The organism is Chryseobacterium nepalense (assembly GCF_023195755.1).
Lineage (GTDB): Bacteria > Bacteroidota > Bacteroidia > Flavobacteriales > Weeksellaceae > Chryseobacterium > Chryseobacterium nepalense.
On sequence record NZ_CP096203.1, the window covers coordinates 3,873,718 to 3,896,616 of the forward strand.

Consider the following 22,899-nt stretch of genomic DNA (forward strand, 5'->3'; position numbering starts at 1 on the left):
TATAAGCCGTAACTTTGCGGGCTTTTAAAAATGAATCATGCAGAAGAAAAATGTATTGAAAGGAGTTTTGTTTGTAGGAATCGGAGCAAGCATTTACGGAATGCTTGCAACCTTTGTAAAACTTGCTTATCAGGATGGTTATACAACTTCAGAAGTTACGACATCGCAGTTCGTATTAGGTTTAATCGGGCTATTGATATTGAATTTTATCCAGACCATTACTTCAAAAAAAGTACTTTCGTCACCCAGTTCCGGAGAAGTACGAAACTTACTGTTGGCGGGTACATCTTTAGGTTGTACAAGTCTGTTTTATTATATTGCCGTTCAGTATATTAATGTTTCAGTTGCGATTGTTTTGCTGATGCAGTCGGTGTGGTTCAGTGTTATTGTTGAAAGTTTCACAACCAAAAAACTGCCACAGATGCGGAAAATTATATCGGTACTCATCGTTCTGGCAGGAACAGTGTTGGCTACAGACCTGGTCAACACACAAATTGAAATTGATTTCAAAGGTGTTTTTTGGGGATTAATGGCAGCAGCCTCATACACTCTTACCATGTTTACTTCAAACAAACTGGCAACACACCTTCCGGTTTTCAGGAAAAGCATCATTATGCTTGCGGGAGGTTCTTTGGTGATCTTTTTGTTTTTGATATTTGCTCAAGTTGGTCCGTTGCATATTGACAGTTTAAAGACTTTCTATCTCAATTTTACAGAAAATACAGACCATATTCACGCTTTCAGGTATTCAATTTTATGGAAATACGGTTTTATTCTGGCATTATTCGGTACGATTATTCCACCGATTTTATTTAATATAGGTTTTCCTAATGCAGGGTTGGGTTTAGGAAGTATTGTTTCATCTCTGGAGCTGCCGGTTTCAGTAACAATGGCTTTCGTATTGTTGGGCGAAAAAGTGGCGGCTGTTCAATGGCTCGGAATTGCATTGATTCTTTTCGCGATTGTTCTGATGAATCTCCCTAAAAAAGAACCTGCTGTGGTATAGTGTTTGAACAATTCATGAATCAAAATAAACTGTTCTCTCAGCAGTTTTAAATGTAATTGTAAATAAACCACTATGAAATATCTTAAAAATATTCTAACTATTGTAGTACTGATTCTTGTTCCGGAATTTCTTTTTTCGCAGATAAAACCACTTGATGCCGAACTCACCAACTATCAGTACCCATTTAAAGTGTATTTTCTGGATATTAAATCCCAGAATAACGATCTGAAAATGGCATATATGGATGTACAGCCTAAAGAGTCGAATGGAAAGACTATTATGCTCCTCCATGGCAAAAACTTTAATGGAGCCTATTGGGAAAAGACAGCAAAGGACCTTTCTGATAAAGGTTTCAGAGTAGTTATTCCGGATCAGATCGGATTCGGAAAATCATCTAAACCACAAAATTATCAGTTCTCTTTTTCGCAGCTTGCCGAAAATACAAAAGCAGTTTTAGATCATCTTAATATAGATAAGGCTATCGTTTTAGGACATTCCATGGGCGGAATGGTAGCCACAAGATTTACTCTTCTTTATCCTGAAAGAGTGGAAAAATTGATTCTTGAAAATCCGATTGGGCTGGAAGATTATAAAACATTTGCAGCATATCAGACCATCGATCAGGCATATCAGTCAGAGCTGAAGAACACAGCAGAATCTTATAAAAATTACCAGCTCACATTTTATTACGATAATAAATGGAAACCTGAATATCAGCCCTGGCTGGACTTAATTGCAGGCTGGACTCTCCATCCTGATTATCCGAAAGTAGCGTGGGATGCTGCTTTAACCTCGGATATGATTTACAATCAGCCTGTTTGCTACGAATTTAAGAATATTAAAGTTCCAACACTTTTGATTATCGGAACAAGAGATCGTACCGCTATAGGAAAAGACAGGACGCCAAAGGAACTGCAGCCTAAAATGGGGCAATATCAGTTGTTGGGAAAAAAAACACAGCAGGAAATCAAAGGTTCAAAATTGGTGGAACTTGAAAATGCAGGCCATTTACCGCATATCGAAGTGTATGATAAGTTCTGGAATGCGCTTTATGGTTTTATCAGATGACGCAAAAAAAATCGGCTGCAAATTATTGACAGCCGATTTTTATTTAAATTCATTTAAATCAGGAAATGAGTTCCATAATCCGTAAAGCTACTTTCAGAGCTTCTGTTCCGTCTTCAATGGGAACTTCAACATTTTTATTTTCAACAATGGAATCCGCAAAAGAATTCAGTTCATCAAGAATTGCGTTATTCGGCTGAATATCCGGATATTCAAATAAAATCTGATTTTTTTCACCCTCTGCATTTTCAATAATCATGTCAAAAGGTGTCGGATGTTCCGGTGCGTCTTTCATTCGGATAACTTCAGCTTTTTTCTCAAGAAAATCTACGGAAATATAAGCATCTTTCTGGAAAAAGCGGCTCTTTCTCATGGCCTTCATGGAAATCCTGGAAGTAGTAAGGTTAGCGACGCAGCCATTTTCAAATTCAATTCTGGCATTGGCAATATCCGGAGTTTTACTCACGACACAAACACCGCTTGCGTGGATGTTTTTTACCTTAGATTTTACGATGCTTAGTAGGATATCAAGATCGTGTATCATTAAATCCAGCACTACCGAAACATCCGTTCCGCGCGGATTAAATTCCGCAAGTCTGTGGATTTCAATGAACATCGGGTTTTTAATATACTCTTTTGTTGCAATGAAAGCAGGATTATATCTCTCAACGTGGCCCACCTGCGCTTTGATTCCTTTTTCCCGGCATTGTTTTAAAAGCTCTTCTGCCTGCTCAAGGGTTTGGGTAACGGGTTTTTCTATAAAAAAATGAAGGCCTTTTTCAATTGCCTGTAAAGCATAATCATAATGATAAATGGTTGGTGTCACAATATCCAGCATATCGATTTTATCCAGCAATTCAGCAAAATTTTCAAAATAAGGATATCCGAATTCCGCTTCCAGCTTTTTTCCATTTTCAATATCTTTATCATGAAAACCTACAAATTCATATTTATCCGATTGATTCAGAAGCTTTAGATGAATCTTTCCTAAATGTCCGGCACCTACCAAACCTGCTTTTAACATATGTTTATTAAATTTTTGTAAATATAAGAATTTTAAAGAACGGTAGGCGGATGATCATTTTTAGGTTGATAAATACTGAATGTTTTTTTACTTTTGTAAAAAATTATCCCTGAAATATAAACTAAATTAAATGGCGCAAGACTCGTTTGTACACAAAGGTAAAAGAAAGATTTTGGTGGATTATCTCAGGAACAGGATCGGAATATCGGATGAAAAGGTACTTTCCGCAATGAATGAGGTTCCAAGGCACCTCTTTATAGAAAGTATTTTTGAAGATTTTGCCTATGAAGACAGAGCTTTTCCTATTCTTGCCCATCAGACGATTTCTCATCCTTCTACTGTGGCGGAACAGTCGGAACTTTTACAGGTAAAAGAAGGTGAGAAAGTACTGGAAATCGGCACGGGTTGTGGTTATCAGACGGCAGTTTTACTGGCCATGAAAGCCTTGGTGTTCACCGTTGAAAGGCAAAAAGATCTTTTTGATTTTTCCAAAAAGAAATTCCGAGAAATGGGTCTTTATCCGAAATTTCAGAGTTTTGGTGACGGTTTTGCAGGGCTTCCTACTTTTGCACCTTTTGACAAAATTATTGTGACCTGTGGGGCTTCCGTTTTACCTACGGAATTGCTGAAGCAGCTTAAAGTCGGCGGTAAAATGGTGATTCCTTTAGGTCCCACAGATGAACAGGTTTTATACAGGTTTACTAAAATTTCACCAACCGAATTTGAAAAAGAAGAATTCGGGGCTTACAAATTTGTTCCGATGCTCGGCAATACGAATTTATAGTTTTGCAATAAAATTTGGCGTTAAAATAGTGTGTCTCATTTATCAATTTTAATGGGACTTTTCTTTGGTGGTTTGTTTTTTGATGAAATATCAGCATCTAAAAAAAATCAATACATTACAATGAAGGTATTTATCAATAAACAAATTCCGGAAATAGGGATTCATATGTTAAAGGATGCGGGTTTTGAAATTTTTATTCCTGACCACGATAATCTATCAAGAGAAGAATGGATAGGGTATTGCCAGAGTCACGATATGATTTTAAGTGTTGGAACTGAATTCAAATTTGACAAAGACTTTTTCAATGAATGTCCGAATTTGAAAGCAATTGCTTTATATTCAGTAGGTTTCGATCATGTTGATATTCAGGAAGCAGACCGCAGAAAAATTCCGGTAGGAAATACACCTGATGTCTTAAGTAAAGCGACTTCGGATATTGCATTTCTTCTCATGCAATCGGTGGCAAGAAGGGCAAGTTACAATTATGAAAAGGTAAAATCAGGAAACTGGGGAGATTTTGATCCGCTTCATGCACTTGGTCAGGAGCTCTACGGAAAGACACTGGGAATTTTCGGATTGGGAAGAATCGGTTATGAAATGGCTAAAAAATCAAAGGCAGCTTTTGATATGGACATTATATATCACAATCGTCACAGAAATGAAGAAGCTGAAACTGAACTGGATGCAAAATATGTTTCCTTCGAAGAACTCATCTCACAGTCGGATGTACTAAGTATTCATGCGAATTTTAAACCCGAACAGACGGAACTTTTCAATGCATCGGTTTTTGAGAAAATGAAAGAGAATGCCATTTTTATCAATACCGCAAGGGGAGGATTTCACAATCAAAAAGACCTCTATGCAGCGCTTACAGAACATAAAATTTGGGGAGCCGGACTTGATGTAACCAATCCGGAGCCTATATACAAAGATGATCCGATTTTGGAACTGTCAAACGTTTGTGTTCTCCCGCATATCGGTTCGGCAACAGTTGAAGCGAGAAACGGAATGGCAAAAATAGCGGCAGAAAATCTCATTGCCGTTTCAAAAGGTGAAAAAATGCCTGCTGCGGCCAATCCTGAAATTTATTCAGAAAGATAGAAAAGCTAATTAAATTATTAGTAAATTTAATATGCAAATATTAATATTTAATTGCTAAATCAAACCACCTGTTTTTAGACTTGGAATTATTTTTGTTTATGTTGTAATAACACTAAATATATAATATTATGATACCCGAAAACAGCGAACAGGAACAGGAAAGAAGATTGGAACAGAGAGATTACCAACCTAATGAAGATATATTTAATCAGGAAGAACATATCCCTTTAGATGGTGATGGAAAACCAGTCTTTAATGAAAGTACCGACGATGATAAATTAGACAAAGGACTTGACATTCCCGGAGCTGATGATCAGGCCGGAACCGATGATATCGGGGAGGATGAAGAAAACAGCTACTGGGGATATAGTGATAATGAAGATGATCACGAAGAACAAAACGACGACTTGATACGTTAACCTTGCCTTAACCGGTAAGGTTTTTTTATTTCCTGAATGTAAGAAACAATTAAATTTTTTAATTCAAAACTAATGCTGAAAGAAAATTATATAAATGTTATACATATTAATTTAGTATAAATATTTATAACTAAAGAAAATGTAACAGTTTTAATTATTAAATTTATCATTAAATAGTGATTAATTATAATTAAATATGCTGAAATATTTACAAATTTTGTTCGTTTCTATAAGCGTATTTACATTTTCACAGGTTCCCGTGAATGTGAAGGTAAAAGATAACGCCGGAAATGAAAGTTTTAATGTTACCTGTAATAATAATCTGGACCCAAACGGATGTATTGCCTTAAGTGTTGAATATCCCGTACTCAGGCAGACAGCAAGTTATCAGGTCAGCCAGGAGCCATACAGTCCCGCGATTCCGATAAATCAGGGAACATCACTTAATGCAAACTATGATGACCTTTTTGCAGCAAAACTGGATCTGCCTTTTAAATTTTGCTTCTACAATCAATATTTTCAATCGCTGGTAATAGGATCCAACGGAATGGTGACATTTGACCTCGCTCAGCTTGGAAATATCAATTATCCAAATGTACAGTGGGCAAACCCAAGCCCAAATCTTCCTAAAAATTCTATTTTCGGAGTGTATCACGATATGGTATTTTCTGCAGGAGATGCATCGGAAATTTATTATTCTACGATCGGTACAGCACCTTACAGAAAATTTGTCATTAATTTTTTTGAGGGCCGCGTGTCCGGATGTACCGACAGATCTTCCTCACAAATTGTTTTGCACGAAACAACCAATATCATCGAAGTTTTTGTTGAAAAAAAGCCTACTCCTTGTCCTACAAGAAAATTCGAAAACGCTTTGATCGGCGTTCTCAACAGCGACGGAACACAAGGCGCATCTCCTGCAAACCGGAATACCGGCGTATGGCAGGCTCTCCAGGAAGGATGGAAATTCAGTCCGCTGGGAAATGTCATAGAACCTGAGGTTACATGGACAAATTCTGCAGGACAGAGTGTCGGTACAGGAGTTCAGACAACTGTTTGTCCTACTCAAAATGATACCTTTACAGCCAACGTAAAATTTAATATCTGCGGAAACAGTGATCTTATATTAACGGATGATTTTCCGGTAACGTTTGATCCTACTTATCCTATTGCAAAAAACTATACTCAGAATTTTTGTGGAAATACTTCTGTAAATCTTACGTTAAGCAGTTTTCAGGGGAATCTTACAACGCAGAATCCTGCAGGTTTTCAGTTTAGCTTTCATACCAGCCAGCAGGATGCGCAAAACAACGTGAATCCCCTGCCAAATAATTATACGCTTACAGCCAATACCGTTTTATATGTCAGAATTCAGAATCCGGCTGCGCCTTCCTGTTTCAGGATCGCGGTACTTACTTTAAATCTTATTTCTAAAAGTTTACTTAAAAATACGATTGAAATCTGTGATACCAATAATGATGGAATAGAGTCCAACTATGATGTTGCCTCATTTAATACAGAACTTTTTCCTCCCGGAACCACCGGAATTTCTTACTATTTGTCACAATCAGATGCCCAGAATAATACCAATGCCCTTGTTGCAGTAAATATTACAGCTGCTACAAATCTCTGGATAAGGCTGCAGGAAGCTAATTGCACGTATATTTTAGGACCTGTAAATTTTCAGCTCAGCCCGGGAGTAAACTTAAATAACCCTGTAAATTTTACCTATACGGTCTGTGATATCAATGCAGATAATCAGGAACCATTCAATTATTCAACGGTTATTGGTCCGCTTATTACCACCCAAACCGGCGTTGTATTTGAAGCATATAATACCTATAATGAAGCATTTACCGGAACCGGAACGGTTTTAAATACTATTAAAAGCGGGATTTATACTATTTTCATAAGGGTGGAAATTCCAAACGGATGTTTTGCAGTGGCCACCGTAAATATGAATGTAACTTTCACTAAAATTGTTGCTAATGAAAAGAAAGCTTACATCTGTTTTAACGGCACGGATGATATTGCAGTAGATCTCAATACACTTTCTGCTGGAATGCTGGTCTCTCCAACTTCGGTTCCCGTGACGGAATTTTATACCACAGCAGCAAATGCCAATGCCGGAATTAATCCTATCAGTCCCAACCAGACGATTACGACAGACGGAAACCTCGTAACACAGACTTATTTTGTTCGTTTCGAAAATTCTGATGATTGTTATACGGTGCGGCCGTTGGTGGTAAATCTTGTACATCCGGTAATTGTACAGTCTGCATTCACGGTGTGTGATTTCAATAATGATAATTCGGAAAATGTACAGCTTTCCCAGTTTTCTCCGGCAATTATCGGAAATCAGAATGCAACAACTATTTTTTATCAGACTTCTGCAAATGCCATAGCAGGAACAAATCCGATTACAAATATTACCCTGAGCGGAACCCAGCAGATTTTTGTAAAAATAACATCCTATAATTGTGAACAGATTTATCCGGTAAATCTAAGTCTGACTTCAACACCTACAGTAAACCCTGAAGTTACTTTAACACTTAATACGATTTGCGATAATAACAATGACGGCAGCGAAAACTACAATCTTACCCAGGCCCAGGCCCAGATTTATTCAGGGTCAAATGTAAGTTTTACGTATTACCTGAATTATAACCCTGCTACCAATGTATTCTCCAATCAGATTGCAAATCCTGCCCAGTTTCCTGTTTCTGCAGGAAATGCAACAGTGTATGTAAAAGTAAAATTCAATAACAGTGAATGTTTTTCTGTATCAAAACTCAATATTCAGATCACTTTTTTACCGCCGGTTGTTTTGAATCCTGCCGTTCTGGAAAAATGTGACGAAGAATTTAATCTGAATGAAACCTTCCAGCTCAGTGATGCGGTTCCTCAGTTATTTATAGCTTCACAGAATACCTATCCGTTGTCATCAATAACAATTACTTATTACAATACAGCAGCTCAGGCTAATGCAGGAAATTCAGCCAATCAGATCGGGCCGGCGGTTACAACAACTGTTTCTTCCGTTCAGGTGTGGGCAAGATTTCAGTCGCAGACTACCGGATGTTATTCAGTGGCTCCTATTCAGCTTAAAACCTATTTTCCGCCTAAAGCCATTAATTCAACGATAACAGTCTGTGATGAAAATTTAGATGGAAACTATGAAGTAAATCTGCTGAATTTTACGAACCTCATGGTTGATATTCCAAACCCTGCCAATTCATTCTCTTTTTATCTTACCCAGCAGGATGCGGAGAACGGAACGAATGCGATTGCCAATCCCGGAAATTTTACAGCGAATCCTTTCCCGGCTCAGGTGTGGGTAAAAGTTCAGAATATTCCTGGCTGTGACGATATTGCATCTGTTAATTTCAATTTTGGAAACAAACTTGTTTTACAGAATCCCGGACCTTTCCAGATTGCGGTCTGCGACATAGGAAATAACGGAACGGAAAGCATTGATCTCACCCAGTTCCAGAACCAGATCTATACAGGAGCAAATGTTACTTTCACGTATTATCCTTCTCTGGCTGATCTTAATAATGGGACGAATGCGATTACATCACCTTCAGCCTTTAATTACATTCAGGGTGCAGGTTCCAACATCATATATGTAAAAATAAGTGTTCCAGGCTCTTGTCCGAATGTTGTACAGATTAATCTTTCATTGAAACCAACTCCGGTGTTCGATATTCCTACTCTTTATTTCTGTCCGGAAGGTTCTTTGGATTATACAGTGCATATTGAAGGATATACCATCACCAGCTATGTGTGGACCAATCCGGCAGGACAGATTATCTCTACAACAGATACGATAACCGGGATTACTGTATTAGGAAACTATACGCTTACTGTTACAGCCCAAAACGGATGTACTTTCACCGATACATTTGAAGTCAAGCATTTTGATGTTCCCGTAATAGAAAAACTGGAGTTCAACGGAAATACGGCAGCTGTTTATGCCACAGGTCTGCAGACGATTCTTTATTCTATCGACGGAGTAACATGGCAGGCCGGAAATACGTTTTATAATTTACCAACGGGAATTACTACCTTCTATGTAAAATACGTAAACAGTGATTGTATTGTAAAACAGCAGGGCGTTGTTCTGGATATTAAAAATGCCATTACTCCGAACGGAGACGGTATCAATGATCAGTGGATTGTTAAAGACCTTCAGGTATTCGGAAACAGGATGTCAACGGTTAAAATTTACGACCGGTACCAGTATCAGGTTTTCGAGCAGAGTTCAAACACGCAGTTTTTCTGGGACGGAACCATTAAGGGACGTGCAATCCCTACTTCCAGTTATTGGTACGTCATTACCCTTCCGGACGGCAGAACCTTCACCGGTTGGATCCTTGTAAAGAATAATAATTAAACCTTAATCAAATAATACAAACCTCATTGAATACTAAGTGAGGTTTTTTTATTTTTGAAAATTCCTCCTCATGCCCTCAAAAAATTTCCCTATTTGGAATTATTTAACGAATAAAATTCCCCTCCCTTGGAAATCGAGGAACGAGATTCGCCGATTCCGATTTATAAATAAAAATGAAAGAGGCATTGGTGGATTCGACCAACGGGAGAAGACGTGTGGTTAAAAGAGCAACAACAAATAATAAATAACACAGCATAAAACCACCCTGTCAAAAATTCTTTGAATTTTCGCTACCCTCCACAAGAAGGGAATTTCAGGAGTGCCAAATTTCAAACATTAGTTGCAGGAATTTTTGAATTTGAATATCTTTAAAACTTTGAATTTTCAACCAATTGTAAACGTTAAACATAGAACTTTAAACTGTAATATGACTTTCCAGGAACACATACAGCAGGGCATCCCGAGCCAACTGCCACAGCCGAAACCTTACGAAACCAATATCAACCATGCTCCGAAACGGAAAGAGATTTTAGGGGAAGAAGAAAAAAAACTTGCCCTGAAGAATGCTTTGCGATACTTCGAGCCTCAGTTTCATGCAGAATTATTGCCTGAATTCAGGGAAGAGCTCGAAAAATACGGAAGAATCTATATGTATCGGTTCCGTCCGGATTATGAGATGAAGGCAAGGCCAATTTCAGAATATCTCGGTAAATCGGAGCAGGCAAAAGCAATCATGCTGATGATTCAGAACAATCTGGATTATGCAGTGGCGCAGCATCCGCACGAGCTCATTACCTATGGTGGAAACGGAGCGGTTTTCTCAAACTGGGCGCAGTATCTTTTAACGATGAAATACCTGTCCGAAATGACGGATGAGCAGACTCTGGTCATGTATTCCGGGCATCCGATGGGATTGTTTCCTTCGCATAAGGATGCACCGAGAGTGGTCGTAACCAACGGAATGATGATCCCGAATTATTCCAAACCGGACGATTGGGAAAAGTTTAATGCATTAGGCGTTACGCAGTACGGACAGATGACAGCGGGAAGTTATATGTACATCGGGCCGCAGGGAATTGTTCACGGAACAACGATCACGGTACTGAATGCATTCAGAAAAATTAATAAACAACCAAAAGGCGGACTGTTCGTAACCTCAGGATTGGGCGGAATGAGCGGTGCGCAGCCGAAAGCAGGAAATATCGCAGGCTGTGTTACAGTATGCGCGGAAGTAAATCCGAAGATCACCAAAATCCGCCACGATCAGAAATGGGTAAACGAAATTCATGAAAACCTGGATGAACTCGTTTTCAGAGTAAGAAAAGCGCAGGAAAACAAAGAAACCGTTTCCCTGGCTTACCTTGGAAATATTGTTGAGGTTTGGGAAAAATTTGATCAGGAAAATATAAGAATTGATATCGGTTCAGACCAGACGTCGCTTCACAATCCGTGGGCGGGAGGCTATTACCCTGCAGGGCAGAGCTTTGAAGAATCCAATAAGATGATGGCTGAAAATCCCGAATTATTCAAAGAAAAAGTACAGGAAACGTTGAGACGACACGCAGAAGCGATCAACAAACATACCGCCAAAGGAACCTATTTCTTCGACTATGGAAATGCTTTCTTACTGGAAGCTTCCAGAGCAGGAGCCGATGTAATGGCAGAAAATCCTACACTCGGAAGAGAATTTAAATTCCCTTCTTATGTTCAGGATATTATGGGACCGATGTGTTTCGATTACGGTTTCGGGCCGTTCCGTTGGGTTTGTACCAGCGGAAAACCGGAAGATCTTCAGAAAACGGATGATATTGCCTGCGCCGTTTTAGAGGAAATCCAGCAGAATTCTCCGGAGGAAATCCAGCAGCAGATGAAAGATAATATCCAGTGGATCAAAGGAGCACAGGAAAACAAACTGGTCGTGGGATCACAGGCCAGGATTCTGTATGCCGATGCGGAAGGAAGAATGAAGATTGCGGAAGCATTCAACAAAGCTATTCGCAATGGGGAGATCGGACCGGTAGTGTTAGGAAGGGATCACCATGATGTTTCGGGAACGGATTCGCCGTACCGCGAGACTTCCAATATTTATGACGGATCAAGATTTACCGCAGATATGGCGATTCACAATGTGATCGGCGATAGTTTCCGCGGGGCAACCTGGGTTTCTATTCACAATGGAGGCGGAGTAGGATGGGGCGAAGTGATCAACGGAGGTTTCGGAATGCTGCTTGACGGAAGCGATGATGCCGACCGAAGATTAAAATCCATGCTGTTCTGGGATGTTAATAACGGAATTTCCCGCAGAAGCTGGGCCAGAAATGAAGGAGCTGTTTTCGCCATCAAAAGAGCCATGGAAGCAGAACCAAAACTCAAAGTAACGCTCCCTAATTTTGTGGATGAAAGTTTATTCTAACGTCATTGCGAGGAGGAACGACGAAGCAATCTGTTGAATGGTTGAAAATTATTTGAATGGATTGTTTCGCTTTGCTCGCAATGACGGACAATAATAAAACCTGCTCAAAAGCAGGTTTTTTTAAATCTATCGTTCTATTTAGGCCCGTTAAACGTTATTCCCAGAGAAAAAACAGGCTTGGTCAGTTGAGTTCCGTTGATAAAACTCCCGTTTCCCACCACAAACTGATAACCGATCCTAGACGTAAGATAGATCCCGACGTTTTCTTTGTTGATGTTTCCCAGTTTATAAGAAAGATCCAGTCCCGGCTGTATATTATAAAACAAATCCCGGCTTAATCTTCGTGGTACTTCATATTCATTCACAAACCATACTCCCTTGATTTGATTGTAAGACATTTCCGTATATGTTTCATCAGGATTTACCAGGCTTAGAAAATAAATCCCCGTAGAAATATAAACGCTTAAAGAGAAATTTTCTTTTTTGATCAGATCATTTTGGGCAAGGACGTTGAAGGTAGTATGATAAGATCTGGTTCTATTCGACTGATATCCAAAATCTTCCGAATGATTCTGTTGGGTATACGCCAGTTCGCCACCCAACGAAATACGGTCATTCACATATATTCTTCCATTCATTTGAAAAGCTGGCAGGTATTTTTTAAAGGAAGGTTGTAATTCTAATCCTGCAAAAAAGGCAATATGATCTTTTTGCGCAAAGAACAGATTACAGGTTGATAGAAATCCCAAAATATAAATCACTTTTTTCATACGCATATAATTTACTGTTACATAGGCTAGACCGTATTATTGTTAAAGGTTGCACATCTTTAAAAATGGTACGTTCTATATACAAGACGAAAAAAGGGTTGAATGGTTGCCTGATCACAAAGGATTCTTAAAAATCAGATTAGGTACTATAGGGTTTTAGGATAAAAATCTTTTTAGATGGTAAAAATCCCGTCACTTCGAGTAGCTTTGCAAAAGCGTATCGGGAAGTCGGTGATACGTTCTCGATACATTTTCTGCGCTGCGCTGCGAAAACACTCGAACTGACGGAAGCCGTTATTCTTTGCAGGGAAAGTCGTCACTTCGAGTAGCTTTTGGAAAAAGCGTATCGAGAAGTTGGTGATGCGTTCTCGATACATTTTCTGCGCTACGCTTCGAAAAACACTCGAACTGACGGAGCGACTTCCGTATGGTGACCCCGCTTTGTCAAAGTTCCGATTTTTGACAAAGTTTAAAAATAAGAGAATCTGCTGTTGGCAGGTTTTGTTTTATTTCTCCCACAATTTCCTAATCAGCTTTAGCAGTACCGGCACTTCGTTTCCGGAGGCTTTATCATCTTCTGTAACGGATTCTGTTGGGATGTTACTTTCTCTGTCCTGTTTTATCATTTCCAATTCAAACATTTCATCTTCATCCGGCAGCTGCTTTACTGCTGAACCTCCTTTGTGTGGAAATTGAATATAACCCTCCGGTGGTTTGGGCAATCTTTCCCGGCATTGGGTTGAACATACATTTGCTAATAACGGCAATACATCGGTTCCTACTGTTAGTGAAATCCATATCTGATTGGTTTCTTCATAGCTCATCGCTTTGCTACAAATGCTGCATTGTACGGTATCACCCAAATAACGTATAGGATTATTACTGAGATCCGGAAAATCCATTCTGTTTTTGTAATTGCCGTACAAGGCTCTTGTACTGACTCTGCTGTCTTTTAAGTTTTTGCAGCGGGTGATTTCATAAGGAAACCAATATAAGTGGTACGAGGTATAAGGGTCGAAATATTCCAGAGATTCCATTTGCCCGATTTCCGGCGGAATGCGTTTTAAATTACTTCCATAAAGCCAGACCTTCTTTACTTTTTTCAGTTTTGAAATACTCTCAGGAAGGGTATAAATTTGAGAGAACAATTCCTGTCCAAGTTCATCTAATGGCGAAAACTCTTCTCTTTCTTCTTGGGCAACTTTATCAACATATTCGCAAAGTTTTTCCCAGGCGACAGAATGGATGTCCTGAACATTATTTTCAATTTTTTGTATTCTGTTAGCCATGTTGCTTATCCTTCAAGATTATTGTTCAAATATAAAAATTTCAGAGTGTTATTAATGGAAAAACCTGCCAAAAGCAGGTTTTTCTTATTAGTGTGGATTATATCAAAATTTTGAACATAGATAGTTTAATAGACTTTCTCCAATAGATTCGGGGACAACATCTGTATTGTTTTCAAGTCCTTCACCAGATTTTATCAAATTTCCATCTAAGTATTCAGCATAGCTTACTAAAGCCATAATTTTTTCTGAACAGTTGAATTTCCATTTTTGCATAGAAATAGTTCCATTTTTTTTAACTGTACCTTTTTTTGTTCTTACAAATTTGTCAGGGTGTACTACTTTCAACCAAGTGGAGATATATTCAGAATATTCTTTTTTATAATAATCTTTCACATAATATTCACTCTTTGCATTATCTGTTCCAACGTATTCCCATTCGGTCTGAGCAAATGAAAATACAGGAAGAAAAAGAAAAATTGATATTAGTTTTTCATAGTATCATATTTTGTTTTGTATGCTCACAGTTACAAATCCGCGAGATCGGGTTTGTAATCTGTACAATGTTTTTGGTTGGGCACTCCGTAAGATGTGGTGATACATTCTCAATAAATCTTCATTGTATAGGAGATTGGATTGATTTTTATAATTTTGAGATCATTATATTTATAATAGTCTATAAACAAAACAATCAGGGGTTCTAATCCCATTTACAAAATTTCCGGAGAGACTGATACTGCTGTAACCGGAAGAAGTACTAATTAAAGATCTTATCAATTTAAATGTATCGTCATCGCTACGCTTGATTTCAACTTCATCGAGGTCTATGCTCAAATTATTCTTTACAATAATATCTTCAACAGATTCCTTAAATTGTCGAACTATATCATCTGTATGCTCTTCTACTCCAAACATTAATTTTAAGGATGAAGCATTACTAATCCATAAAATTGCTGAATAAATTTCATTACCTTGTTCAAGTTCTTTAGCAAGGATCAATCCGTCCTGCTCTTTTTTTGCTGTTATTTTCATGATTATAAATATTTAAGATTATAAATAATTTTGCAATTATTGATTTTAATTTTTTATTAATTACTATTGTTCATTGAGATCATTTAAGTTAACAATACCATTAAATATTGCATATTTTAAAAAAAATTTTAATCCGTTAAATCAACTTCTCATTATAAGTGTAAATGTTAACTACCAAAAATAGAAACTTATATCTAAGATTTGTAATATTTATTGTATTGTTAAATTAGATACTAAAAAATTATAGTTTGTTATTAAAATTATTAGACAACGTCTAAGTAAATAATTTAAAAGTCAAATTTTGTCGATTTCAGAACTGTTTTAAAATAATAGATAAGAGCCCAAATACCTAACCCGCCAAAAGTAATCCAATAAAGAATCTGTAATCCCCATTTTCCAAGATAAGCGTAATGACATCCCAGAAAAAACCAGCATAGATACGCTGTTCCAGTAGATTTCATTTGAGACATTAAGTAGTGTTTATTCATGGTTATTGTTTTTAATTATTGTTTGCTTATATGAGGGATTGAGGAAATTCGGATTCCAGTGTTTCTCTTTCAACAACTTCAATATTTTCCTTATTCTTTATGGCTAACGTTTCTTTATATTCCATTGCTTCAGGCTCGGAAGTAAACTCGGCATAGAAACCAAGCTCTTTTATTTTCCTCTCAATTTCTTCAAGAGTTACATTGAAAAATTCTTTTCTGAAATTAAACAAGTTTAAGGCTTTTTCTGAAAATGCTTTATGCAACTCATATTCTAAAGTTCTTGCTTCATCACTATAAATTAATGCATGGACATCAAACCTGAATGGAACTGAGGCATCTCCTAATTCCTTAATTCTATCCATAGGCTCTAACCTTCGGGTCATTCCAATTTTAAACACATTTTCTCCGAACGAACCAATATTTGAAATGACATAAACGTGGCCTCTTTTCGTTTGTTGAGCCATTGATAAAGCTCTTTCTTTCTTGAGTTGAGCTTCCTCCAATTCTTTTTCTAATTCCGATATTTTATTTTGTAATTCTTCCGGATTACCGTTTTTGTCAGCAAAATCTTTCTTCACCTTTTCAAGGACTTTCAGATAATAGGCCTCTTCTTTCTCAGCTTCTCTTTGAGCTTTTTCAAATTCCTTTTTGGCTTTTTCTTCCTCTCGCAATTCTTCTTGCAAAGCTCTGAGTTCTTCTTTTTCCTGCTGCTTTTTTTCTCTGTACTCATATTCAAGAATAAGCTCTTGCATTTTGAGTTTAAAATACTTTTGAGTAATTTCTACTGTCTGGCTTTCACCAAGTTTATTTAAAGTTTCAAAAGATTTATTCAACCTCTCTTTGATCTGATTTACATTATTCCATTTTACTTTTGCAATAAGAGAATCCGCCTCACCGTTAAAAGCTCGTAAGATCAGCTTAATGAATCTATTTGTTGATGCTTTTCCTTTCGAAAGACTTCCGTCAACTGTCCAGTTTGTTCTACATATTGCGGCTGTTCCGTCTTTGATCATTGCTTTTTGGAGCTCAATAATTTTATTCTGTTCGATCCTGTAATCATCTGATTTTTCAAAATCATATATAGGCTCATAAATACCGAATTCAGATAGTTCTAAATTATTTTCAAATATTGAAATATCATTTTTCAGTTTTTTGTAGACCGTAATTGCATCTATATATTGTTGATTTAATTTTATAAGTTTAGTCTGTTCCTGTGCGATTTCTGATATGATGGATTTTTTTTCTTTTTCCAGATCTATTATTGGAGAATACTTTTCCAGATCTTTTTCTTTTTGAGTTCTAGATTGATTACAAGCATCCAAATCAGATTTTAATTCTTGTATTTCATTTAATTCTTTCTTTTTTAAAAAGTCAAAAAATCCCATAGTTTAGTTTTTTTAATTTCTTTAAATATCATGTTCAAATGTAATAAGAACAGATAATATCCCGTTACGGTTTCCCGTAGCAGCATAATTTCTTGCTTATTTATCAAACAAATAGCCGTTAAAAATAAAAAACCACCACCACATTCCATTCCGTATTTCTACGTAATTTAAAAACAACCCTGAAACAAATCTCCGTACACCTCCGGAAGTCTCCAACAGTCTGCGGGACTCTTCCGTACATCTCCGGAGGTCTCCTGCAAGTTGCGGGAAACCTCCGGAGGACTTCTTTGGTCTTGCGCAAAGTGCGGGGAACTTCCGGAGGACTCCGGAGGTTTCCAACAAGTTGTTTGTAACCTAACAACTTTTTTATATATTTGGAACAGTGATCTAAAAATTTACACAAATGAAAATTGCTCTTACTAAATTGAGTACCAAAGATCTGGCTACTCTTGCCCAACGAATTATTTCGAATGCCCAATCGGGAAAATACCCTGTTATTTCCAACCATCCTCTTGTATCAGCGATACAGACTTCTTATGCAGCGTACGATGAGGTGTATACCAAGCAGATCTACAGCGGAAAAGGAACAGATGTTGCTACCGCCGATTATGAACGCGACGTTGCTTACAAAAACCTCAAAGCATTTCTGAACGGTTACCGCAAGCTTCCCACGGCAGTCAACCAACAGCTGGCCGAAGATCTGTACCAGGTATTCAAGCAGTTCGGACTGGATCTGGACCGGCTGAGTTATTCATCCCAGACCGCCCAGATGAAAAAGCTGATTGAGGAACTGGAACGTCCCGAAAACAAACAGAAAGTCACCGCACTTTCCCTGGATGCAGCATTTAACGAGATGAAAACCAAGCATGACGCTTTTGAACTGATCTTCGCCGATCAGGCGGAAGCGAATGCAGACCTCCGGCAGATGTCCAGCGCATCGGCCATCCGGAAGGTTCTTGAGAAAAACCTTAAATCGTATTTCAATTTGCTCACGGGCATGAAGGAAGTATCGGGATGGGAGCTTTTCTACAGCGATGTGAATGAACTGGTAAAAGCGGCCAAAAATTCTTCATCCGGAAAAGACAAAGAAAACGATCAGCCTAAAAACGAATAATGGAATTAACTCAGCACCCCGCTGAGTTTTTTATGATTTGTACGGAAGAATTATTGGAAATAAAATGTTACCATTTCCAACCTTTTTAATGGATACTGCATCTTTGTAAGAAAAGATCTGCTATGAAATTAACGATACCGACACCATGTCATGAAAACTGGGATCTGATGGCTCCCGCTGAACAGGGAAGATTCTGCTCTGTATGTGTAAAAACCGTAAAAGATTTTACCACCTTTCCGGATGAAGGAATTGTTGATGCCTTTTCGCAAAATTCTGAAGATACCTGCGGCCGTTTTAAAACGTCACAGCTCAACCGCGACCTGCAGTTTTCCTATATCAACACACTGTTTGCAAAGTTTGCGGTGGGCTTTATCCTGACCGCCGGAGGATTTACGGCTGTTAAAGCCCAGCAATGCGAGCCAAAGAAAGACAATATGCTGAAAGAGACAACGAAAGGAAATGTAGAGTCGGTGGTCATAAAGGATTCCGTTAAACGCGTGAGTATGGTGGTAGGAGGGCTACAAACGGTAAGCATCAGAACTAATCTTCCGCTGTATGTGGTTGACGGGAAAAGAATGAACGAAAAGAAATTCAGAAATATTGATCCGAAGATGATTGAAAACATCCGGGTCGTGAGAGGAGAAGAAGCGATTGCGGCTTATGGCAGGAAAGCGAAGAACGGAGCTATTGTTGTGACCACGAAGATGAAGTAATGATTTTAAAACAATAAAATAATTGTTTTTGTTGGTTGTTGTCATTCTGAACAGAGCGGAGCGGCGTGAAGAATCTTTTTAACCGCAGATTTCTCGGATTTGCACGGATGATTGAGTGTTTATCGTGGTGAGATTCTTCCTTCGTCAGAATGACATTTATTTTAAATAGAGCAAATCTATTAATTCGCTCTTTTTAAAATCAATTTTTAGGTCTACCTTTATTCTATTCAAATAATATCACTAAATAATAATACAATAAAAAAGATCTATGGAATCATCAAACACCCCTTCATTTCACGAAATATTCAAATCCTACAACGAAATTCCGGAAGAATATAAAGTTCCCGAAATCCATCAGCGCGAATATCTCCTGAATGGAGAACTGGTGGTGTGGAGCGGAGATGTACAGGAAATCTATTCGCCGGTCTGCATTCCTACGGAAAACGGACTGCAGCGAAAGCTGTTGGGAAGCGTTCCCAATATCGGACCGAAAGAAGCAATGGAAGTGCTGGATGCCTGCGTAAAAGCCTACGACAACGGGCTGGGAGAGTGGCCAACGATGTCTGTGGAAGGGAGAATTAAATGTATGCAAAAGTTTGTATACCTTATGATCAGGGAGCGCGACGTGATCATAAGGCTGCTGATGTGGGAAATCGGAAAGACATTGGCCGATTCTACAAAAGAATTTGACAGAACGGTAGATTATATCAACCAGACTATTGATGCGCTGAAAGATCTTGACCGCGAGTCGTCCCGTTTCCAGCAGGAAGAAGGTACAATTGCACAGATCAGAAGAGCTCCTCTCGGCGTAGTGTTAAGCATGGGACCGTTCAATTATCCTTTAAATGAAATATTTACCACACTTATTCCTGCACTGATTATGGGAAATACGATTTTGTTTAAACTTCCCAAACATGGTGTTCTGGCACATTATCCGCTGTTAAAAGCATTTAAGGAAGCATTTCCTAAAGGAACGGTAAATACGCTTTACGGAAAAGGCGCTGAGATCATCACCCCGATCATGGAAAGCGGAAAGGTAAATGTACTGGCTTTTATCGGTTCCAGTAAAGTGGCCAATGGTCTGAAAAAGCTTCATCCGAAGGTTAATCGTTTACGTGCTATTTTGAGCCTGGATGCGAAAAATGCTGCCATTGTTACTAAAAATGCAAATCTGGATGTTGCGGTAAGCGAATGTATCCTGGGGTCGTTATCTTTTAACGGTCAGCGTTGTACGGCTCTTAAGCTGATCTTTGTGCAGAAAGATGTTGCTGAAGAATTTACCCAAAAGCTTACCGCTGCTGTTGCTGCCATGAAACCGGGGCTGCCGTGGGAAAAAGATGTTAAAATAACACCGCTCCCTGAAGTGAATAAACCACCTTATCTGAAAGAATGTATTGAAGATGCAAAGTCGAAAGGAGCAAAAGTCCTCAATGAAAATGGTGGTTTCGGTGAAGAATCTTTCTTTTTTCCGGCCGTTGTTTATCCTGTTAACAGCGATATGAAGCTTTACCATGAAGAACAGTTTGGTCCGGTAATTCCGGTGGTTCCTTTTGAGAGCATTGATGAACCGATCGATTACCAGGTGAATGCGGATCACGGGATGCAGGTAAGCATTTTCAGTGAAGACCCGATGGAAGTATCGAAACTGATTGATCCGTTTGTTAATCTCGTAAGCCGGGTGAATATCAATTGTCAGGCACAGCGTGGTCCGGATGTTTTTCCTTTCACGGGAAGAAAAGACAGTGCTGAAGGTACGCTTTCGGTTTTTGATGCATTGCGGTCATTCTCAATCCGATCTTTGGTGGCCGCGAAAGTAACGGAATCTAATAAAAACCTTCTGAATACAATTGTACGGGATCATGATTCTAATTTCCTGAGTACGGATTATATTTTTTAGATTGTAACAAGGATGGGCTATTGTCATTCTGAGCAGAGCGGAGCGGCGTGAAGAATCTTTTCTATTCATTAGCTTGTCATGCTGAAACCTTTAGGTTCGACGGAGTCAAAGCATTTCAACAATGATTTATTGTGCATTTTATTAATTGGTTTAGATCCTTACAGGAAGACACAAAGAGGGATTTGTTGAAGCAATGAATGCTTGTTTTAATGATATGGTGAATAATTGTGAAGAGCGTTTTAAATCACCCCGTCGTAAATTCTTTGAATTTCCGCCAACCCTCCAAAGGAGGGGAATTGCTGAAAAATTATGTAGTTTATAATATAAAATAAATTCGCAGCACCAAAGGTGCTGCGAATTTTGATTAAATGAAATCAAGACATATATTGAAGAGAATTGTTATTGTGACGTAAGGAATCTGCTGATAATACCGTTCAGTTCTTCTGCGTGGGTTACATTAAGACCATGCGGCGCTCCTTCTATGATCATGAAATCGTTGTTGATAATTCCCTGAGCAGCCTGTTTTCCTGCAGTGTCAATAGGAACGATATTGTCTGAATCTCCATGTACGATGAGTGTTTTTACCGTTACATTTTTAAGTTCGGGACGGAAATCCGTATTGGCCCAGCTTTCTGCACATTTGATCGTCGCGATAGGATTGGCGAATGAAGCAATGGCCCAATCATACTCTAGCTGTTTTTGGCTGACTGTTTTTGAGAGCAGTCCGACATTGTAAAAATCTTTGTGGAATGATTCCAGGAACGTAATGCGATCTGTTTTTAAAGCATTCATAATCTCATCCAGCTTTTCCTGCGGCACACCATCCGGATTATCATCTTTCTTTTTTACCAGCGGGATGATGGATGAAATTAATGCTACTTTATCGATGTTTTCGGTTCCGTAATTCGTAAGGTAACGCACTACTTCGCCGCCACCCATTGAGAATCCGAAAAGGATCACATTTTTAAGTTCGAGCTGTGTGATAATTTCATGAAGATCTTTTGCCAATCCGTCGTAATCATAGCCATCAAGGCTTGGGGATGATTTCCCAAAACCTTTTCTATCATAAGAAATAACGCGGTATCCTAGATTGAGAAGAACAGGAATCTGCATTTCCCATGATTTTCCGCTCAGCGGCCATCCGTGAATCAAAATAATAGGCTGTCCTGATCCTAAATCTTCATAATAAAGCTGGACGTTTTGATCGTCCTGTTTTGTAATAAAAGGCATATTTATATTTTTTGGTGTTACTCAGGAATCACAAATATTAAGCCATAAAATCATCTCATAGCTTTTATTATCAGTTTTTTATGATAAACCAGACCGGATTTTTAAAATTATGAATTTTTTTAGGAGAGTATTATTAGAATTTTTGAATCATTTGTATAAATTAGTTAAACGCGTGCGAATCAATTTCAATTCAGAATTATTAAAAAAAATGGGCATTTGCTGTAACATTTTTTTAAGAAGGCAACTAACCTCACAGAGAGACGAAAATTATGGCCTCAACGGAACAGGATTTTTTAGATAAAATTGAAAAACATAAAGGAATCATTTTCAAGATTTCTAAAATGTACATGGACGATAAGGACGACCGGGACGATCTTTTTCAGGAAATTACCTATCAGGTCTGGAAGGCATATCCTAATTTTAGAGGACAGAGTGAATTTTCTACCTGGCTGTATCGTATCGCTCTTAATACCGCTATTATTTTTCTTAAGAATGAGAAAAAAAGAAGTTTTATCAGCGGCGGATCTTACACCGAATATAAAATTGCCCATGAAGAATTTAATAATGAAAAAGAAGAAAAGCTGAGTGATATGTACAAAGCCATCAACCAGCTGAGCTCTATCGACAAGGCCTTTATTTTTTATTATCTCGAAAATTTTTCCGGAAAAGAAATTGCTGAGCAGATGGGAATCTCTGAAGGAAATGTGCGGGTAAAGATGAACCGTGCTAAAAACAAACTTAAAGATATTTTAAACTCTAATAAATCACAATAGTAA

Annotated in this window: 20 protein-coding genes; 11 read left to right on the forward strand and 9 right to left on the reverse strand. The window is 38.2% G+C overall.

The window, feature by feature from the left end; genetic code table 11:
* Window positions 1-37 precede the first annotated feature (37 nt).
* Both M0D58_RS17515 and M0D58_RS17520 read left to right on the forward strand, forming a co-directional pair.
* Window positions 38-1,006 carry an EamA family transporter gene (locus M0D58_RS17515; RefSeq protein ID WP_248392137.1) on the forward strand — a complete coding sequence of 323 codons (969 nt, stop codon included), beginning with the start codon at window positions 38-40 and terminating at the stop codon, window positions 1,004-1,006.
* Between the two features lie 72 nt (window positions 1,007-1,078).
* The gene (locus M0D58_RS17520) at window positions 1,079-2,074 is read left to right on the forward strand and encodes an alpha/beta fold hydrolase (RefSeq protein ID WP_248392140.1); all 996 of its coding nucleotides are present in this window, start codon (window positions 1,079-1,081) and stop codon (window positions 2,072-2,074) included.
* A 58-nt stretch (window positions 2,075-2,132) separates the two neighbouring features.
* Here M0D58_RS17520 and M0D58_RS17525 read toward each other — a convergent pair whose 3' ends face one another.
* Window positions 2,133-3,095, reverse strand: a complete 963-nt coding sequence (locus tag M0D58_RS17525; protein ID WP_248392142.1) for a Gfo/Idh/MocA family protein — start codon at window positions 3,093-3,095, stop codon at window positions 2,133-2,135.
* Between the two features lie 130 nt (window positions 3,096-3,225).
* Between M0D58_RS17525 and M0D58_RS17530 the strand changes: the two genes are divergently transcribed.
* The 5 genes from M0D58_RS17530 (at window position 3,226) to hutU (ending at window position 12,208) form a co-directional block, all read left to right on the forward strand.
* The gene (locus M0D58_RS17530) at window positions 3,226-3,879 is read left to right on the forward strand and encodes a protein-L-isoaspartate(D-aspartate) O-methyltransferase (RefSeq protein WP_248392144.1); all 654 of its coding nucleotides are present in this window, start codon (window positions 3,226-3,228) and stop codon (window positions 3,877-3,879) included.
* Between the two features lie 30 nt (window positions 3,880-3,909).
* Window positions 3,910-4,980, forward strand: a complete 1,071-nt coding sequence (locus tag M0D58_RS17535; RefSeq protein ID WP_248392147.1) for a 2-hydroxyacid dehydrogenase — start codon at window positions 3,910-3,912, stop codon at window positions 4,978-4,980.
* A 128-nt stretch (window positions 4,981-5,108) separates the two neighbouring features.
* The gene (locus M0D58_RS17540) at window positions 5,109-5,399 is read left to right on the forward strand and encodes a hypothetical protein (protein ID WP_248392149.1); all 291 of its coding nucleotides are present in this window, start codon (window positions 5,109-5,111) and stop codon (window positions 5,397-5,399) included.
* 196 nt (window positions 5,400-5,595) lie between these two features.
* Window positions 5,596-9,795: a T9SS type B sorting domain-containing protein gene (locus tag M0D58_RS17545; RefSeq protein ID WP_248392151.1), complete on the forward strand. Its 4,200-nt coding sequence runs from the start codon at window positions 5,596-5,598 to the stop codon at window positions 9,793-9,795.
* Between the two features lie 427 nt (window positions 9,796-10,222).
* Window positions 10,223-12,208 carry a urocanate hydratase gene (hutU, locus tag M0D58_RS17550; protein WP_248392154.1) on the forward strand — a complete coding sequence of 662 codons (1,986 nt, stop codon included), beginning with the start codon at window positions 10,223-10,225 and terminating at the stop codon, window positions 12,206-12,208.
* A 134-nt stretch (window positions 12,209-12,342) separates the two neighbouring features.
* Here the strand turns inward: hutU and M0D58_RS17555 are convergent, their stop codons facing one another.
* The 7 genes from M0D58_RS17555 to M0D58_RS17585 form a co-directional block, all read right to left on the reverse strand.
* Window positions 12,343-12,978, reverse strand: a complete 636-nt coding sequence (locus M0D58_RS17555) for a hypothetical protein (protein WP_248392156.1) — start codon at window positions 12,976-12,978, stop codon at window positions 12,343-12,345.
* A 506-nt stretch (window positions 12,979-13,484) separates the two neighbouring features.
* Window positions 13,485-14,267 (reverse strand): hypothetical protein, encoded by a 783-nt coding sequence (locus tag M0D58_RS17560; RefSeq protein ID WP_248392157.1) that lies wholly within the window; start codon window positions 14,265-14,267, stop codon window positions 13,485-13,487.
* A gap of 102 nt (window positions 14,268-14,369) precedes the next feature.
* On the reverse strand, window positions 14,370-14,660 hold the full coding sequence (locus M0D58_RS17565; RefSeq protein WP_248392158.1) for a surface-adhesin E family protein: 291 nt from the start codon (window positions 14,658-14,660) through the stop codon (window positions 14,370-14,372).
* Window positions 14,661-14,930: 270 nt separating this feature from the next.
* Window positions 14,931-15,296: a hypothetical protein gene (locus tag M0D58_RS17570; protein WP_248392159.1), complete on the reverse strand. Its 366-nt coding sequence runs from the start codon at window positions 15,294-15,296 to the stop codon at window positions 14,931-14,933.
* A 287-nt stretch (window positions 15,297-15,583) separates the two neighbouring features.
* Complete coding sequence (locus M0D58_RS17575; RefSeq protein WP_248392160.1) at window positions 15,584-15,784, reverse strand: TM2 domain-containing protein; 201 nt, start codon at window positions 15,782-15,784, stop codon at window positions 15,584-15,586.
* A gap of 26 nt (window positions 15,785-15,810) precedes the next feature.
* Window positions 15,811-17,169 carry an SNIPE associated domain-containing protein gene (locus M0D58_RS17580; RefSeq protein WP_248392167.1) on the reverse strand — a complete coding sequence of 453 codons (1,359 nt, stop codon included), beginning with the start codon at window positions 17,167-17,169 and terminating at the stop codon, window positions 15,811-15,813.
* A 96-nt stretch (window positions 17,170-17,265) separates the two neighbouring features.
* Window positions 17,266-17,508, reverse strand: coding sequence for a hypothetical protein (locus M0D58_RS17585; protein ID WP_248392169.1), 243 nt, complete (start codon window positions 17,506-17,508; stop codon window positions 17,266-17,268).
* A gap of 64 nt (window positions 17,509-17,572) precedes the next feature.
* On the opposite strand from M0D58_RS17585, the gene M0D58_RS17590 reads away from it, so the two are divergent.
* The 3 genes from M0D58_RS17590 to M0D58_RS17600 all read left to right on the forward strand — a co-directional run bounded on the left by M0D58_RS17590 (window position 17,573) and on the right by M0D58_RS17600 (window position 20,893).
* Window positions 17,573-18,283: a DUF6261 family protein gene (locus M0D58_RS17590; protein ID WP_248392171.1), complete on the forward strand. Its 711-nt coding sequence runs from the start codon at window positions 17,573-17,575 to the stop codon at window positions 18,281-18,283.
* Window positions 18,284-18,405: 122 nt separating this feature from the next.
* Window positions 18,406-18,996 carry a TonB-dependent receptor gene (locus tag M0D58_RS17595; protein ID WP_248392173.1) on the forward strand — a complete coding sequence of 197 codons (591 nt, stop codon included), beginning with the start codon at window positions 18,406-18,408 and terminating at the stop codon, window positions 18,994-18,996.
* A gap of 268 nt (window positions 18,997-19,264) precedes the next feature.
* Window positions 19,265-20,893: an NADP-dependent glyceraldehyde-3-phosphate dehydrogenase gene (locus tag M0D58_RS17600; protein ID WP_248392175.1), complete on the forward strand. Its 1,629-nt coding sequence runs from the start codon at window positions 19,265-19,267 to the stop codon at window positions 20,891-20,893.
* Between the two features lie 399 nt (window positions 20,894-21,292).
* Here M0D58_RS17600 and M0D58_RS17605 read toward each other — a convergent pair whose 3' ends face one another.
* Window positions 21,293-22,123, reverse strand: coding sequence for an alpha/beta fold hydrolase (locus M0D58_RS17605; RefSeq protein ID WP_248392177.1), 831 nt, complete (start codon window positions 22,121-22,123; stop codon window positions 21,293-21,295).
* A 269-nt stretch (window positions 22,124-22,392) separates the two neighbouring features.
* On the opposite strand from M0D58_RS17605, the gene M0D58_RS17610 reads away from it, so the two are divergent.
* Window positions 22,393-22,896, forward strand: a complete 504-nt coding sequence (locus M0D58_RS17610) for an RNA polymerase sigma factor (RefSeq protein ID WP_248392178.1) — start codon at window positions 22,393-22,395, stop codon at window positions 22,894-22,896.
* The last annotated feature ends 3 nt before the right edge of the window (window positions 22,897-22,899 follow it).

What these genes read in the sequence shown, in the direction of transcription:
- M0D58_RS17515 (WP_248392137.1), top strand. Translation starts at nt 38, where the DNA reads ATGCAGAAGAAAAATGTATTGAAAGGAGTTTTGTTTGTAGGAATCGGA.
- M0D58_RS17520 (WP_248392140.1), top strand. Translation starts at nt 1,079, where the DNA reads ATGAAATATCTTAAAAATATTCTAACTATTGTAGTACTGATTCTTGTT.
- M0D58_RS17525 (WP_248392142.1), bottom strand. Translation starts at nt 3,095, where the DNA reads ATGTTAAAAGCAGGTTTGGTAGGTGCCGGACATTTAGGAAAGATTCAT.
- M0D58_RS17530 (WP_248392144.1), top strand. Translation starts at nt 3,226, where the DNA reads ATGGCGCAAGACTCGTTTGTACACAAAGGTAAAAGAAAGATTTTGGTG.
- M0D58_RS17540 (WP_248392149.1), top strand. Translation starts at nt 5,109, where the DNA reads ATGATACCCGAAAACAGCGAACAGGAACAGGAAAGAAGATTGGAACAG.
- M0D58_RS17545 (WP_248392151.1), top strand. Translation starts at nt 5,596, where the DNA reads ATGCTGAAATATTTACAAATTTTGTTCGTTTCTATAAGCGTATTTACA.
- hutU (WP_248392154.1), top strand. Translation starts at nt 10,223, where the DNA reads ATGACTTTCCAGGAACACATACAGCAGGGCATCCCGAGCCAACTGCCA.
- M0D58_RS17555 (WP_248392156.1), bottom strand. Translation starts at nt 12,978, where the DNA reads ATGAAAAAAGTGATTTATATTTTGGGATTTCTATCAACCTGTAATCTG.
- M0D58_RS17560 (WP_248392157.1), bottom strand. Translation starts at nt 14,267, where the DNA reads ATGGCTAACAGAATACAAAAAATTGAAAATAATGTTCAGGACATCCAT.
- M0D58_RS17570 (WP_248392159.1), bottom strand. Translation starts at nt 15,296, where the DNA reads ATGAAAATAACAGCAAAAAAAGAGCAGGACGGATTGATCCTTGCTAAA.
- M0D58_RS17575 (WP_248392160.1), bottom strand. Translation starts at nt 15,784, where the DNA reads ATGAATAAACACTACTTAATGTCTCAAATGAAATCTACTGGAACAGCG.
- M0D58_RS17580 (WP_248392167.1), bottom strand. Translation starts at nt 17,169, where the DNA reads ATGGGATTTTTTGACTTTTTAAAAAAGAAAGAATTAAATGAAATACAA.
- M0D58_RS17590 (WP_248392171.1), top strand. Translation starts at nt 17,573, where the DNA reads ATGAAAATTGCTCTTACTAAATTGAGTACCAAAGATCTGGCTACTCTT.
- M0D58_RS17595 (WP_248392173.1), top strand. Translation starts at nt 18,406, where the DNA reads ATGAAATTAACGATACCGACACCATGTCATGAAAACTGGGATCTGATG.
- M0D58_RS17600 (WP_248392175.1), top strand. Translation starts at nt 19,265, where the DNA reads ATGGAATCATCAAACACCCCTTCATTTCACGAAATATTCAAATCCTAC.
- M0D58_RS17605 (WP_248392177.1), bottom strand. Translation starts at nt 22,123, where the DNA reads ATGCCTTTTATTACAAAACAGGACGATCAAAACGTCCAGCTTTATTAT.
- M0D58_RS17610 (WP_248392178.1), top strand. Translation starts at nt 22,393, where the DNA reads ATGGCCTCAACGGAACAGGATTTTTTAGATAAAATTGAAAAACATAAA.